The sequence below is a fragment of the Streptomyces sp. NPDC059875 genome (assembly GCF_042731085.1).
Classification (GTDB): Bacteria; Actinomycetota; Actinomycetes; order Streptomycetales; family Streptomycetaceae; genus Streptomyces.
Map to the genome: position 1 here is coordinate 77,246 of NZ_JBHWJZ010000016.1, position 13,898 is coordinate 91,143.

Below are 13,898 nucleotides of genomic sequence, written 5' to 3' on the forward strand. Positions count from 1 at the left end.
AGCAGCGCCATGAGCAGCGTCGAGGAGTTCCGTACCGAGATACGGGACTGGCTACAGGCCCACCTCAGTGGCGAGTTCGCCCACCTGAAGGGGCTCGGCGGACCGGGCCGGGAACACGAGGCGTTCGCCGAACGCCTCGCCTGGGAACGGCACTTGGCGGTCCATGGCTGGACCTGCGTCGGCTGGCCGAAGGAGTACGGCGGTCGCGGGGCGAGCATCGAGGAGCAGATCGCCTTCCACGAGGAGTACGCCCTCGCCGACGCCCCCGCGCGCGTCAACCACATCGGCGAACAGCTCCTCGGCCCCACCCTCATCGACCACGGCACCGAGGAACAGAAGGCCCGCTTCCTGCCCCCGATCCGCGCCGTCGAGGAGCTCTGGTGCCAGGGCTACAGCGAACCCGACGCCGGTTCCGACCTCGCCGCCGTCCGTACGCGTGCGGTGCGCGAGGGCGACGCGTGGGTGGTGAACGGCCAGAAGATCTGGACCTCGCTCGCCCACGAGTCCCAGTGGTGCTTCGTCCTCGCCCGCACCGAGCCGGGCTCGCGGCGTCACGCCGGACTCTCGTATCTGCTCGTCCCCATGGACCAGCCGGGCGTGGAGGTCCGGCCGATCGTCCAGCTCACCGGGACCAGCGAGTTCAACGAGGTCTTCTTCGACGGCGCGCGGACGGACGCGACGAACGTCGTCGGCGCGCCCGGCGACGGCTGGCGGATCGCGATGGCCACCCTCGGCTACGAACGCGGCGTCTCCACCCTCGGCCAGCAGGTCGGATTCCGGCGTGAGCTGGAAGGCCTCGTCGACCTCGCCCGGCGCAACGGAGCCCTCGCCGACCCACTCATCAGGGACCGGCTCGTCCAGGCCTGGACCGGGCTGCAGGCCATGCGGGCGAACGCCCTGCGCGGCGCGGAACCCTCCATGGCCAAGCTGTACTGGTCCCACTGGCACCGCGGTCTCGGCGAACTCGCCATGGACATCTGCGGCGCCGCCTCCACGGTCGTCGCCGCGGAACCGTACGAACTCGACGAGTGGCAGCGGCTGTTCCTCTTCTCCCGCGCCGACACCATCTACGCCGGATCCAGCGAGATCCAGCGCAACATCATCGCCGAGCGGGTGCTCGGCCTCCCGAAGGAGCCGCGCCCATGACGCCACCGCCGACCCCACCGCCCGACTACGTCCCCGGCCACGGCCTGCTCGCCGGGCGCAGCGCCGTCATCACCGCCGCCGCCGGAGCCGGCATCGGCGGCGCCACCGCCCGCCGCTTCCTGGAGGAGGGCGCCGGAATCCTGATCAGCGACGCACACGCGCGCCGCCTCAAGGAGACCGAGACCGCCCTCGCCGCCGAGTTCGGCGCCGACCGGATCGCCTCCCAGCCCTGTGACGTCACCGACGAGACCCAGGTCCAGGCCCTCTTCGACACGGCCGTACGCCTCCACGGGGGCCTGGACGTCGTCGTCAACAACGCCGGCCTCGGCGGCACCGCCGAGCTCGTCGACATGACCGACGACCAGTGGACCCGCGTCCTCGACGTCACCCTGAACGGCACCTTCCGCTGCACCCGGGCCGCCCTGCGCCACTTCAGGGACTCCGACCGCCCGGGGGTGATCGTCAACAACGCCTCCGTCGTCGGCTGGCGCGCCCAGGCCGGCCAGGCCCACTACGCCGCCGCCAAGGCCGGCGTCATGGCGCTCACCCGCTGCACGGCGATCGAGGCGGCGGCGTACGGCGTCCGCGTCAACGCGGTCTCCCCGTCCCTGGCCATGCACCCGCACCTGGTCAAGGTCACCTCCGCCGAGCTGCTCGCCGAGCTCACCGAACGCGAGGCCTTCGGTCGGTACGCCGAGCCCTGGGAGATCGCCAACGTCATCGTCTTCCTCGCCAGCGGCTACTCCTCCTACATGACCGGCGAGACCGTCTCGGTCAGCAGCCAGCACGCGTAGGACCAGAATGGACGTGTGCCGAAGACTGCCAGCAAGAAGAAGACCCCGGTGACCGCCTCGCCCGAGCGGCGCCGAGAGCTCCTGGACACCGCGGCCGAGGTGTTCGCCGCCCAGGGGTACAACGCCACGACCGTACGCAAGATCGCCGACGCCGCCGGAATGCTCGCCGGCAGCCTCTACTACCACTTCGATTCCAAGGAATCGATGCTCGACGAGATCCTCTCCACCTTCCTGACCGAGCTGTGGGAGGGCTACGACGCCGTCCTCGCCGCGGGCCTCGGGCCAAGGGAGACCATCGAGGCCCTCGTCACCGAGTCCTTCCGGGAGATCGACCGGCACCGCGCGGCCGTCGCCATCTACCAGAAGGAGTCCAGGCACCTCAGCGCCCAGCCGCGCTTCCACTACCTCTCGGATTCGCAGGTGAAGTTCGAGAAGGCCTGGCTCGGCACGCTGGAGCGCGGTGTCGAGGCCCGGGTCTTCCGCGCCGACCTCGACATCCGGCTCACCTACCGCTTCGTGCGCGACACCGTCTGGGTCGCCGCGTCCTGGTACCGCCCGGGCGGACAGCACAGCCCGGAGGAGATCGCCCGCCAGTACCTGTCGATGGTCCTGGACGGTATCGCCGTACGTTCATAGACGTCTGGAGGAGTTGTCATGGCCGAGGCCTACATCGTCGAAGCGGTCCGCACCCCGGTGGGCCGCCGCAAGGGAGGCCTGGCCGCCGTCCACCCGGCGGACCTCGGAGCCCATGTCCTGAAGGCCCTCGTCGCCCGCTCGGGCATCGACCCCTCCGCCGTCGAGGACGTGGTCTTCGGCTGCCTCGACACCGTGGGCCCGCAGGCCGGCGACATCGCCCGTACGGCCTGGCTGGCGGCCGGCCTCCCCGAGGAGGTCCCCGGCGTCACGATCGACCGCCAGTGCGGCTCGTCCCAGCAGGCCGTGCACTTCGCCGCGCAGGGCGTCCTGTCCGGCACCCAGGACCTCGTCGTCGCCGGCGGCACCCAGAACATGTCGATGATCCCCATCGCCTTCGCCTCCCGACAGGCCGCCGAACCGCTCGGCCTCACCGAGGGCCCCTACGCCGGCTCCGAGGGCTGGCGCGCGCGGTACGGCGACGCGCCCGTCAATCAGTTCCACGGCGCCGAGCTGATCGCCCAGAAGTGGGGAATCACCCGCCGTGACCAGGAGGAATTCGCCCTCCGCTCGCACGAGCGGGCGCTGCGCGCGATCGACGAGGGCCGCTTCGAGCGGGAGACCGTGCCCTACGGGGACGTCACCGTCGACGAGGGCCCGCGCCGGGACACCACCCTGGAGAAGATGGCGGGCCTGAAGCCGGTCGTCGAGGGCGGCACCATCACCGCGGCCTGCTCCTCCCAGGTGTCCGACGGCGCCGCCGCGATGCTGCTGGCGAGCGAGCGGGCCGTACGGGAACACGGCCTCACCCCGCGCGCCCGCATCCACCACCTCTCCGTCCGAGGCGAGGACCCGATCCGGATGCTCTCCGCCCCCATACCGGCGACCGCGTACGCCCTGAAGAAGACCGGCATGTCCATCGACGACATGGACCTCGTCGAGATCAACGAGGCCTTCGCCCCCGTCGTCCTGGCCTGGCTGAAGGAGACCGGCGCCGACCCCGCGCGGGTGAACGTCAACGGCGGCGCGATCGCCCTCGGCCACCCGCTGGGCGCGACCGGAGTGAAGCTGATGACCACCCTGCTCCACGAACTGGAGCGCACCGGCGGCCGGTTCGGCCTCCAGACCATGTGTGAAGGCGGGGGCCAGGCGAACGTGACGATCATCGAGCGGTTGTGACACTCGTCGCTGTCCCGCCCGGACGGGCGGGACAGCGTGCTAGTCTTCAGGTGTTGCTAGTTGGTACCCATGAACTTTATGTGCGCCTGACGGGAATGTTCCTCAGGCGCAGTTTTGTTTTCCGGACTCTCCGGGATGGGACCCTTACCTATTCAGGAGAAAATTATGGCCACCGGAACTGTGAAGTGGTTCAACGCCGAAAAGGGCTTCGGCTTCATCGAGCAGGACGGCGGCGGCGCCGACGTCTTCGCCCACTACTCCAACATCGCGACCTCCGGCTTCCGTGAGCTGCAGGAAGGCCAGAAGGTCACCTTCGACGTCACGCAGGGCCAGAAGGGCCCGCAGGCGGAGAACATCCTCCCCGCCTGATCGCCGTACGCGATTCTCGCAGCCGGGACCCGCACCGCGCAGGTGCGGGTCCCGGCTCGCGCTGTGCTCAGGCCCAGGAAGGCATTTCCGTATGACACGCTCCGAAAAGCGGCCCCGTCGGGCCGTGGAATCCACTTCCGGAACCCCGTCCGGAAATGCCTCGGGCCGCCCCGCGCGCGGCTCGGGCAACGCCGGCGCCCGCCGTGGCGCCGCCGCCCCGAAGGGCAGGGCCAAGGGGGCCGGCCGCGGCCGTGGACCGGCCACGCCTCCGCCCCCGCGTGAGTTCACCCTGCCCGAGACGCTGACGCCCGCGCTCCCGTCGGTGGAGTCCTTCGACGCCCTCGACATGCCCGCGGCCCTGGTCAAGACGCTCGCCGCACAGGGTGTGACCGAGCCGTTCCCGATCCAGGGCGCCACGCTGCCGAACTCGCTCGCCGGCCGGGACATCCTCGGCCGCGGCCGCACCGGCTCCGGCAAGACCCTCGCCTTCGGCCTCGCGCTGCTCGCCCGCACCGCGGGCCGCCGTGCCGAGCCCAAGGCGCCGCTCGCCCTGGTCCTCGTGCCCACCCGTGAGCTCGCCCAGCAGGTGACCGACGCCCTCGCGCCGTACGCCACCTCCGTGCAGCTCCGGCTCGCCACCGTCGTCGGCGGCCTGTCGATCACCAAGCAGGCGAACTCGCTGCGGCGAGGCGCCGAGGTGCTCGTCGCCACGCCCGGACGCCTGAAGGACCTCATCGAGCGCGGCGACTGCCGGCTCGACCAGGTCGCCATCACGGTCCTGGACGAGGCCGACCAGATGGCCGACATGGGCTTCATGCCCCAGGTCACGGCGCTGCTCAAGCAGGTCGAGCCGGACGGTCAGCGGATGCTGTTCTCGGCGACCCTCGACCAGAACATCGACCGGCTGGTGAAGATGTTCCTCACCGACCCGGTCGTGCACTCCGTCGACCCCTCCGCCGGCGCGGTCACGACGATGGAGCACCACCTGCTCTACATCGCCGACGAGACCGACAAGAAGGCCGTCACGATGAAGATCGCGGCCCGCGACGGCCGCACGATCCTCTTCCTCGACACCAAGCGCGCCGTGGACCGGCTGGTCAAGCGGCTCCTCGCGAGCGGTGTCCGGGCCTCCGGGCTGCACGGCGGCCGTTCGCAGCCGCAGCGCAACCGCACCCTGGACCAGTTCAAGAACGGCCAGGTCACCGCGCTCGTGGCGACCAACGTGGCGGCCCGCGGCATCCACGTCGACGACCTCGACCTCGTCGTGAACGTCGACCCGCCGATCGACCACAAGGACTATCTGCACCGCGGCGGCCGCACGGCGCGCGCCGGCGAGTCCGGCAGCGTCGTCACCCTGGTGCTGCCCGAGGAGAAGCGGGACATGAGCCGGCTGATGTCGAACGCCGGCATCACGCCCCGTACGGCGCAGATCAAGTCCAGCGACGAGGAGCTGACCCGGCTCACCGGCGCCCGGGAGCCCTCCGGCATACCGGTCGTCATCGAGGTCCCGCAGCCGACCCAGCCCGCCGCCGCCCGCAGCGGCGGCCAGCGTGCGCGCCGGGGCGGCGGCGGTGGCGGCGGCCGTGGCCGCTCCCAGGCCGGCGGCCGTACGGGCACGGGTACGGGCACCGGTACGCGTACGAGTACCGGTACGGGCGGTTCGGCCACCCGTACCCGCAGCGGCGGTGGCGGCCGCGGCCGCCGCGGCGGCGTGGCCTAGTCGACCAGCCGGTCCTGGAGCTGCGCCAGGGTGCGCAGCTCCAGGCCCAGGCCGTCGGTGAGGTAGCGGAAGAGGCTGCCGTATCCGGCCTTCACCTCGTTCAGCGCGGTGTCCAGATACTCGGTCCGTACCTCCTGGAGCGGGATGATCAGGTCCGGGTTCTGCATCAGCCCGCCCTGCTTCAGACCCTCCCGGACCTTCGCGTCGTACGCGGCCCGGAAGGTGTTGGAGGCCAGGTAGTCGCCGACGGCCGCGTTCTCCGGCACCCCCAGGGCCGTGAGCAGCAGGTAACTCGTCCAGCCCGTACGGTCCTTGCCCGAGGTGCAGTGGTACAGCGAGGGCGTCGAGCCGAGGCCGGCCAGTTCGCGGAGCGTGGTGCCGAACCGTTCGCGGTTCGCGGCGCTCGTGACGAAGGTGCGGTACACCTCGCGCATGAAGGCGGCGGCCCGGCCGCCCCCGAGCATCTCCTCCTGGCGTACCGGATCGCGGGAGCCGATCGCCGCGAGCAGTTGCCCGAACAGGCCGTTGTCGGTGACCGACCGCGACACCGGTACGACTCCGGCGGGGAGCCGGTCGGCGCCGTCGTACTGGACCTCCAGCGGGATCCGGAAGTCGACGACCCGGCCCAGGCGCAGCCCGGCGAGGGTCGTCACGTCGGCGTCGGTGAGCTTGCTCAGGGCGTCGGACCGGTACACCAGGCCGTGCCGGACCCGGCCGCCCGTGTACGTGAGGTATCCGCCCAGGTCACGCACGTTGACCGCACCCTGGAGCGGGATGTGACGGACGGCCGTGGCCGTGGCGGTGCGCGGCCGGGCGAGGGCCGTGGGGGCGACGGCCGCGGTGAGGACGGCGGCGGTCGCGGTGCTCAGCAGTGCGCGTCTCGACAGAGGCATGACTGAACTCCCTTGTGGGGGATGAGGGTTCACCCTGGTGATGGCAGGGTGCGGAGCGCTTGTGCGGCCTCGGACATGACCCGCAGGACGAGTTCCTCGCAGCTCGGGAGATCCTCGATCAACCCTGCGACCTGCCCGGACGCCATGACACCGAGGTCGGTGCGGCCCTCGACCATGGACGCTTTGAGGAGCATGGGGGTGTTCGCGGCGAGCAGGACCTGGCTCCATGACAGGTCCTTGCCGTGCTTCATCGCGAGACCGTCGCGGACCATCCGCGACCATGACAGCCCCGAGATCCTGCGGAAGCCGGCCGCGCGGCGGACGGCCTGCGCCAACGCCCGTACCCGGCCCGCCCGTTCGAGGGCGGCGACCATCTCCGTACGGAGCATCCGGTGCGGCAGTCCGTCGACGGCCGTCGTCACCGTCACGTCCTTGACCGTCGCGGCCAGGTACGTCGCCTTGACGGCGTCGGGGACGGTCGAGTCGGAGGTGAGCAGGAAGCGGGTGCCCATGGCGATGCCCGCGGCGCCGTAGGAGAGCGCGGCGACCAGGCCGCGGCCGTCGTGGAAGCCGCCGGCCGCGATCACCGGGATGTCGACCGCGTCGACCACCTGCGGCAGCAGGACGGTCGTGGCCACCTCGCCGGTGTGCCCGCCGCCCTCGCCGCCCTGCACGATCACCGCGTCCGCGCCCCAGGCCGCGACCTTCTCGGCGTGCCGCCGGGCCCCGATGGACGGGACCACGACCACGCCCGCGTCCTTCAGCTCGGCGATCAGCTCCCGGGACGGGGCGAGGGCGAAGGAGGCGACCCGTACGCCCTCGTCGACGATGATCCGCACCCGCTCGCGCGCGTCGCCGGCGTCCGCGCGGAGATTGACCCCGAAGGGCCGGTCCGTACGGGACTTCACCTCGCGGACCGCGGCGCGCAGCTCCTCGACGGTCATCGTCGCCGAGGCGAGGATGCCGAGGGCGCCGGCGTTCGCGGAGGCCGAGACCAGCCGCGGTCCGGCCACCCAGCCCATGCCGGTCTGGACGATCGGGTACCGGACGCCGGTGAGCCTGGTGAGCGCGGTCTCCATCAGGCCCGGACCTCTCGGTCCCGCAGCCCCTTGGGGTCGATCACCTCGCGGATCAGCCGCAGCTCCTCGGTGGTCGGCGCGCGGGTGTACGGGACGTCGTCGTCGATCACCAGGTCGAAACCGGTGGCCTGCCTGACCTGGTCCACGGTGACGCCCGGGTGGAGCGAGGCGAGCCGCATCGAGCGGTCGGGCGTCTCGAAGTCGAAGACGCCGAGGTCGGAGACGACCCGGGGGATCCGGTGGAAGCGGTCGGCCCCGGCGGCGGCCGCGCGGTCGTAGCCGACGCCGCTGACCATGTCCACGCGCTCGACGAAGACCCGGGGCGAGTGCTTCGGGATCCAGTAACTGACCGGATTGTTCAGTGTGTTGACGGGGGCGCCACGGACGCCGAGGAGCTGGCGGGCGGGCCGGGACCAGTCGCCGATGCAGGAGATGTTCTGGTTGCCGTGCCGGTCGATCTGGCTCGCGCCCATCATGACGTGCCGCTTGCCGCCGGTGACCATCGTGAGATGGCGGCGGTACGGCAGCCAGCCCTCGACCTCCCCGTCGAGTCCGACGAGCATCGCCTCGCCGTCGGTCAGCAGCAGGTCTGGGGAGAAGGAACGCTTGGCGAGCCGGGCGCCGAAGGAGGAGACCGGGGCCATGGCGGCGGCGAGGACCTCACCGTTGTCGCGCCAGGCCTCGGCGCAGGCGACGACGCAGAATTCGGCGCGGGAGACGGTCGTGGTCGTCGTGGTCACTGCTGCTCCTCGTGCCAGGTCCGTACGGCCTGCTGGTAGTCGTCCTCGCTCTTGCCGGACAGGAACCGCTCGGCGAACTCGGCCCAGGGGGTGGTCGCGTACAGCTTCTGGAAGGGCTCGTCGCGGTCGTAGTCGGGGGCGCAGGAGGTGAAGTGCGCGCCGTTCGGGGCCTCGACGACGCCGGTGACGCTGTGCCGGCCGACGAGCAGCGACTGCGGCGCGGCCGACGCGTCGAACCGGTCGACGATCTGTTCGCACGAGACGTACGCGGTGTCGGCGGCCTCGCAGAAGAGGTCGTCGAAGTACGGGTCGGGGCCCAGGTGCTGGCCGTTGCCGAGCCGGTCGGCGCGGTTGAGGTGGACCAGGGCGGCGTCCATGCGCAGGGCGGGTACGGCGACGAAGGTCTCGCCGTCCTCGTACGGGGAGGTGACCGTCCGCAGCTCGGGGTTGACCGTCATCACGTCCGAGCCGAGACCGGCCCGCACCGGCAGGAAGGGCAGCCGGTTGGCGGCGGCGTGCAGGCCCCACATGAACATGGCCTCGTCGAGTTCGGTCATCTCGAAGGCGCCGCGCTCGCGGGCGGCACGGAAGTTCGGTTCGAGCGGGATGGAGTCCAGGGTGGTGAAGGCGGCCACGAGCCTGCGGATCCGGCCGGCGGCGGCGAGCAGGCCCACGTCGGGGCCGCCGTAGGAGATCACGGTGAGATCGGTGATCTCGGACCGGAGCACCGCCCTGACCAGGGCCATCGGCTTGCGGCGCGAGCCCCAGCCGCCGATGCCGATGGTCATGCCGCTGCGCAGGCGGCCCACCACCTCGTCGGGGGTCATCGTCTTGTCGGTCACGAGGTGCCCTCCTTGGCGTGGTCCTTGGGCTCTGCCGCCTCGCCGAAGGTGCCGCGGACGCGGTCGGCGACCCCGCTGAGGTTGGCCTCGAAGGTGAAGCCCTGCTCGAAGCGGTAGCTGCGGCGCACGTCCACGGGGTCGATGCCGTTGATGGCGGCCTTGGCGAGCCGGATCAGGTACCCGTCCTTCCGGGCGATCTCGCCCGCCAACTCCAGTGCGGCGTCGAGCAGTTCCTCGCGCGGCACGACCTTCCAGACCGAGCCGTGGGCGTGCAGTTCGGCGGCGGTGGCGGTACGTGAGGTGTAGTACAGCGCGCGCATCAGATGCTGCGGGACGAGCCGGGCGAGATGGGTGGCCGCGCCGAGCGCGCCCCGGTCCAGCTCGGGCAGCCCGAACGTGGCGTCCTCGGAGGCGACGATCGCGTCCGCGTTGCCGACGAGCCCGATCCCGCCGCCGAGGCAGAAGCCGCCGACGGCCGCGACGACCGGGACCTCGCAGTCGTACACCGCCGTGAACGCCTCCGCACAGCCGTGGTTGGCGCCGATGAGGCTGCCGTGTCCGGGGTCCCGCTGCATCTCCTTGATGTCGACGCCGGCGTTGAAACCGCGGCCCGCGGCGGCCAGGACGACGCAGCGGGTCTCGGGGTCCCGGCCGGCCGCGCGGACGGCGTCGGCGAGGTCGTACCAGCCCTGCACGGGGAGGGCGTTGACGGGTGGGAAGTCGACGGTGACGAGTGAGATGCCCTTGCCGGGGCTTGAGGTGGAGACACCCATGAGCGGATCAGCTACCTTTCCACCAAACATTTGTTAGGTGACTGCTTGGTGAGGAAAGGTAGCAGCCGATGGAGCTGGACGGGAGGGTTGTCGTCGTCACCGGCGGCACACGAGGGGTCGGCGCGGGCATCGCCCGGGCGTTCCTCAGGGCCGGGGCGCGGGTGGTCGTCTGCGCGCGCAGACCACCGGACGAGCCCGTGACCGACGGCGGGCGCGAGGCCGACTTCGTCCCCCTCGACCTGCGGGAACCCGCGGCGGTCGGCGACTTCTTCGCGGGCGTCGGCGAGCGGTACGGACGACTGGACGTCCTGGTCAACAACGCCGGCGGAACGCCGTACCGGCTCCTCGGCGAGGGGGACGCCGAACGGCACGCGCGGGTCGTGGAGTTGAACCTGGTAGCCCCGCTGACCGTCTCCCTCGCCGCGTACGAGCTGCTGCGCGTCTCGCGGGGCGGGGTCGTCATGATCGGCAGCGTGAGCGGGACCCGGCCCTCTCCGGGCACGGCCGCCTACGGCGCCGCGAAGGCGGGTCTGGAGAACCTGGCCCGCTCGATGGCCGTGGAGTGGTCCCCCGAGGTGCGGGTCAACACCCTCGTGCTCGGCATGGTCCGCACCGAGCTGTCCCACCTCCACTACGGCGACGAGGGCGGCATCGCCGCCGTCGGGGCGACGGTGCCGCTCGGCCGGCTCGCCGAGCCCTCGGACGTGGGCGAGGCGGCGGTGTTCCTGGCCTCCGACCGGGCCGCGTATGTCTCGGGGGCCTCGCTGCTGGTGCACGGGGGCGGCGAGCGCCCCGCGTTTCTGGATGCCGCAACTGTCAACAAGGAGAGCTGAGATGGGAATCTGTGACGGCCGGGTCGTGATCGTGACGGGTGGCGGACGGGGACTCGGGCGGGCCCATGCGCTCGCCTTCGCCGCCGAAGGGGCGAAGGTCGTCGTGAACGACCTGGGGGTGGGGCTCGACGGCTCGGCCGGAACCGGCTCGCCCGCCGGGCAGGTGGTGGAGGAGATCCGCGCGGCGGGCGGCGAGGCCGTCGCGCACGGCGGCGACATCGCCACCGAGGAGGGCGCCGGATCGCTGATCGCCGCCGCTCTGGACACCTTCGGACGGCTCGACACCCTGGTCAACAACGCGGGCTTCCTGCGCGACCGGATGCTCGTGAACCTGGGCGAGGACGACTGGGACGCGGTCATGCGGGTGCACGTGAAGGGCCACTTCCTGCCGCTGCGGCACGCGGCGGCGCACTGGCGGGCGGAGGCGAAGGCGGGACGCGAGCCGGCGGCCCGGGTCGTCAACACCACCTCGGGCGCGGGCCTGCTGGGCAGCGTCGGACAGGGGAACTACGCGGCGGCCAAGGCCGGGATCGTCGGCCTCACGCTGGTCGCGGCGGCGGAGATGGGCCGGTACGGGATCCAGGTCAACGCGATCGCCCCGGCGGCCAGGACCCGGATGACGGAGCAGGCCTTCGCGGGCCTGGAGGGCGTACCGGAGGACGTGTCGCCGCTGGTGGTCTGGCTGGGATCGGTGGCCTCGGCGGGTGTGACCGGCCGGGTCTTCGAGGCGGAGGGCGGCCGGATCACGGTCATGGAGGGATGGCGTCCCGGCCCGACGGCCGACAAGGGTGCGCGCTGGAGCCCGGCGGAGGCGGGGGAGGCGGTGCTGAAGCTCCTGGCGGACGCGGAGGCGCCGCGGCCGGTGTACGGCGCGTCCTGAGGGCCGAGATCCAGAAGGCGCTAGTCGGTGAGGCGCTTCGTCGCGGCGCGCTGGCGGGCGGTCGCGCCGGTCAGGAAGCGCGTGATGGTGACGAGCTCCTCGGTGGTGAACTCCTCGTAGAGCTCGTGGACTTCGCGCGCCCAGTCGTCGAAGAGCGGGGCGAGCTCGGCCAGTTTCTCGGGGCGGGGCTCGATCAGCACCCGGCGCTTGTCCGTCGGGTGCTTCACCCTGCGCACGAAGCCCTTGCGCTCCAGGCGGTCGACGAGACCGGTCACCGAGGCGGGGGCGAGACCGGAGTGCTCGGCCAGCTCCTTGGCGGTGAGCGCGCCGTGGCGCTGGAGGAGGTCCAGGCTCTTGGTCTCGGTCGGGCCGAGGTCCTGCTGGGCCGCGACCGCCGTGTGGAAGGCGACGGAGGCGGCGCTGGAGTCGCGGCCGGCGGCGGTCAGGGCAGCGATGACCTCGGCCCGCTGGTTCTGCTCGCTCATGGCCGCAGTCTAACAAGTCTTTCGTTCGACCGAACGAAAGACTTGCGATCACGGGTGGGTGTGTGCCAGTTTTTATTTCGTTAGGCCGAACGAAATAAATCCTCGGAAGGGGCCGAGATGTCCGCGACCACCATCACCACCACGACCAGCGGTGACTCCGTCACCGTCCACCCGCGCCGCTGGGCCGCCGCCGTCGTCATGATGGTGGCCGCCCTGATGGACCTGATCGACGTCACCATCGTCAATGTCGCCCTGCCCTCCATCGGGCGCGGGCTCGGCGCCTCCGAGAGCGCGCTCCAGTGGACCGTCTCCGCGTACCTGCTGGGCTTCGCGGCCACCCTGATCGTCGCCGGGCGACTCGGCGACCGCTACGGACGCAAGGCGCTCTTCCTCGCCGGCACGGCCGGCTTCGGGCTCGCGAGCCTCGCGTGCGGAATCGCCCAGACACCGGGCCAGTTGATCGCCGCACGGGCCGTGCAGGGCGTGACGGCCGCCGTGCTGATGCCGCAGGTCCTGGGCTCCTTCCACGCCCTGTTCCAGGGCAAGGAACGCGGCAAGGTCTTCGGGATGTACGGGGCGGTGGCCGGCTTCGCCTCCGCGGTCGGGCTGCTCCTGGGCGGGGTGCTGACGGACGCCGACCTCTTCGGTCTCGGCTGGCGGAGCATCTTTCTCGTGAACGTCCCGGTCGCGGTGGCGACCCTGGCCGCGGCGGTCGTCCTCGTACCGTCCACCCGGGAACGATCGGCCGCCCGTCCGCCGCTGTTCGGCAGCCTCGTCCTCGCGGCCGGCCTCGTCGCGATCGTGCTGCCGCTGGTCCAGGGACGCGAGCACGGCTGGCCCCTGTGGGGCTGGCTGCTGCTCGGCGGCGGGGTGCTGGCGGTGGCGGGGCTCGCGGCGCGCGGGTCGGTGCTGCCGGGGCGTACCTTCCGCGTGCCCGCGCTCTCGTACGGGCTCGCGGTGCAACTGCTCTTCGCCCTCGGGATGCAGGGCTTCTTCCTGGTCTTCGCGATCTGGCTGCAGGGCGGGCAGGGGTACGCGCCGCTGGAGGCCGGCGTCCTGATGGTCGCCTTCTCGGCCGGCGGCTTCCTCACCGCCCCGGCGGCGGACCCGCTGGCTGCCCGGTTCGGCCGCTTCGTACCGGTGGCGGGGGCGGTCCTCATGGCCGGGGGCTACGCCTGGGTCTGGTACGCCATGAGTGCCGCGGCCCCCGCCCACACCGGCGCATGGCCGCTGGTCCCGGGCCTCGTCGTCGCCGGTGCGGGACTGGGCTTCCTGGTCGTGCCGCTGGTCACCATCGTCCTGTCGTCGGTGCCGGGGGAGATGGCGGGCGGCGCGTCGGGCGTCTTCTCCACCGCGCAGCAGTTCGGCGGGGCGCTGGGGGCCGCGGCGATCGGCACGGCGTACTTCGCGGACCTGTCGGTGGGGGCGGCGATGCCGTGGGTGGTCGCGACCTACGCGGCCGCGGCGCTCCTGAGCCTGCGTCTCCCGCCCGGCGCCGCGGCGGCGTCCTGACGCCGGACCGCGGGCGGGGG

At 72.0% G+C, this 13,898-nt stretch carries 15 protein-coding genes; 9 read left to right on the top strand and 6 right to left on the bottom strand.

What is annotated here, in order from left to right:
- Positions 1 to 9 precede the first annotated feature (9 nt).
- From ACFV9D_RS20685 to ACFV9D_RS20710, 6 genes are all read left to right on the top strand, one after another.
- Positions 10 to 1,146, top strand: a complete 1,137-nt coding sequence (locus ACFV9D_RS20685) for an acyl-CoA dehydrogenase family protein (RefSeq protein WP_385148194.1) — start codon at positions 10 to 12, stop codon at positions 1,144 to 1,146.
- Positions 1,143 to 1,940, top strand: coding sequence for an SDR family oxidoreductase (locus tag ACFV9D_RS20690; protein WP_385147924.1), 798 nt, complete (start codon positions 1,143 to 1,145; stop codon positions 1,938 to 1,940). Before ACFV9D_RS20685 ends, ACFV9D_RS20690 begins: the two co-directional genes overlap by 4 nt.
- Before the next feature lie 15 nt (positions 1,941 to 1,955).
- Positions 1,956 to 2,576 (top strand): TetR/AcrR family transcriptional regulator, encoded by a 621-nt coding sequence (locus ACFV9D_RS20695; RefSeq protein WP_385147927.1) that lies wholly within the window; start codon positions 1,956 to 1,958, stop codon positions 2,574 to 2,576.
- Positions 2,577 to 2,594: 18 nt separating this feature from the next.
- Positions 2,595 to 3,752, top strand: a complete 1,158-nt coding sequence (locus ACFV9D_RS20700; RefSeq protein WP_385147930.1) for an acetyl-CoA C-acetyltransferase — start codon at positions 2,595 to 2,597, stop codon at positions 3,750 to 3,752.
- A gap of 165 nt (positions 3,753 to 3,917) precedes the next feature.
- A complete protein-coding gene (locus ACFV9D_RS20705) occupies positions 3,918 to 4,121 on the top strand; it encodes a cold-shock protein (RefSeq protein WP_290114082.1) in 204 nt (67 codons plus the stop codon).
- Between the two features lie 91 nt (positions 4,122 to 4,212).
- Entirely contained in the window at positions 4,213 to 5,841 is a 1,629-nt protein-coding gene (locus ACFV9D_RS20710) for a DEAD/DEAH box helicase (RefSeq protein WP_385147933.1), read from the top strand.
- Here the strand turns inward: ACFV9D_RS20710 and ACFV9D_RS20715 are convergent.
- Genes ACFV9D_RS20715 through ACFV9D_RS20735 form a run of 5 tightly spaced genes read right to left on the bottom strand, consistent with a single transcriptional unit; the run spans position 5,838 to position 10,168 of the window.
- On the bottom strand, positions 5,838 to 6,734 hold the full coding sequence (locus ACFV9D_RS20715; protein ID WP_385147936.1) for a tyrosine-protein phosphatase: 897 nt from the start codon (positions 6,732 to 6,734) through the stop codon (positions 5,838 to 5,840). The two genes, ACFV9D_RS20710 and ACFV9D_RS20715, sit on opposite strands and share 4 nt — an antisense overlap.
- Positions 6,735 to 6,763: 29 nt before the next feature.
- Positions 6,764 to 7,813 (bottom strand): NAD(P)H-dependent flavin oxidoreductase, encoded by a 1,050-nt coding sequence (locus tag ACFV9D_RS20720; RefSeq protein WP_385147939.1) that lies wholly within the window; start codon positions 7,811 to 7,813, stop codon positions 6,764 to 6,766.
- Complete coding sequence (locus tag ACFV9D_RS20725; protein WP_385147943.1) at positions 7,813 to 8,553, bottom strand: CoA-transferase subunit beta; 741 nt, start codon at positions 8,551 to 8,553, stop codon at positions 7,813 to 7,815. Before ACFV9D_RS20725 ends, ACFV9D_RS20720 begins: the two co-directional genes overlap by 1 nt.
- Positions 8,550 to 9,395 carry a CoA transferase subunit A gene (locus ACFV9D_RS20730; protein WP_385147945.1) on the bottom strand — a complete coding sequence of 282 codons (846 nt, stop codon included), beginning with the start codon at positions 9,393 to 9,395 and terminating at the stop codon, positions 8,550 to 8,552. Before ACFV9D_RS20730 ends, ACFV9D_RS20725 begins: the two co-directional genes overlap by 4 nt.
- Positions 9,392 to 10,168, bottom strand: coding sequence for an enoyl-CoA hydratase family protein (locus ACFV9D_RS20735; RefSeq protein WP_385147948.1), 777 nt, complete (start codon positions 10,166 to 10,168; stop codon positions 9,392 to 9,394). The genes ACFV9D_RS20730 and ACFV9D_RS20735 overlap by 4 nt, the downstream gene beginning before the upstream one ends.
- A 68-nt stretch (positions 10,169 to 10,236) precedes the next feature.
- Between ACFV9D_RS20735 and ACFV9D_RS20740 the strand changes: the two genes are divergently transcribed.
- Together ACFV9D_RS20740 and ACFV9D_RS20745 are read left to right on the top strand one after the other, a co-directional pair.
- Positions 10,237 to 11,001: an SDR family oxidoreductase gene (locus ACFV9D_RS20740; protein WP_385147951.1), complete on the top strand. Its 765-nt coding sequence runs from the start codon at positions 10,237 to 10,239 to the stop codon at positions 10,999 to 11,001.
- Between the two features lies 1 nt (position 11,002).
- The gene (locus tag ACFV9D_RS20745) at positions 11,003 to 11,881 is read left to right on the top strand and encodes an SDR family oxidoreductase (RefSeq protein ID WP_385147954.1); all 879 of its coding nucleotides are present in this window, start codon (positions 11,003 to 11,005) and stop codon (positions 11,879 to 11,881) included.
- Positions 11,882 to 11,901: 20 nt separating this feature from the next.
- Here the strand turns inward: ACFV9D_RS20745 and ACFV9D_RS20750 are convergent, their stop codons facing one another.
- On the bottom strand, positions 11,902 to 12,366 hold the full coding sequence (locus ACFV9D_RS20750) for a MarR family winged helix-turn-helix transcriptional regulator (protein WP_385147957.1): 465 nt from the start codon (positions 12,364 to 12,366) through the stop codon (positions 11,902 to 11,904).
- Between the two features lie 117 nt (positions 12,367 to 12,483).
- On the opposite strand from ACFV9D_RS20750, the gene ACFV9D_RS20755 reads away from it, so the two are divergent.
- On the top strand, positions 12,484 to 13,878 hold the full coding sequence (locus tag ACFV9D_RS20755) for an MFS transporter (RefSeq protein ID WP_385147960.1): 1,395 nt from the start codon (positions 12,484 to 12,486) through the stop codon (positions 13,876 to 13,878).
- Positions 13,879 to 13,898: the final 20 nt, after the last annotated feature.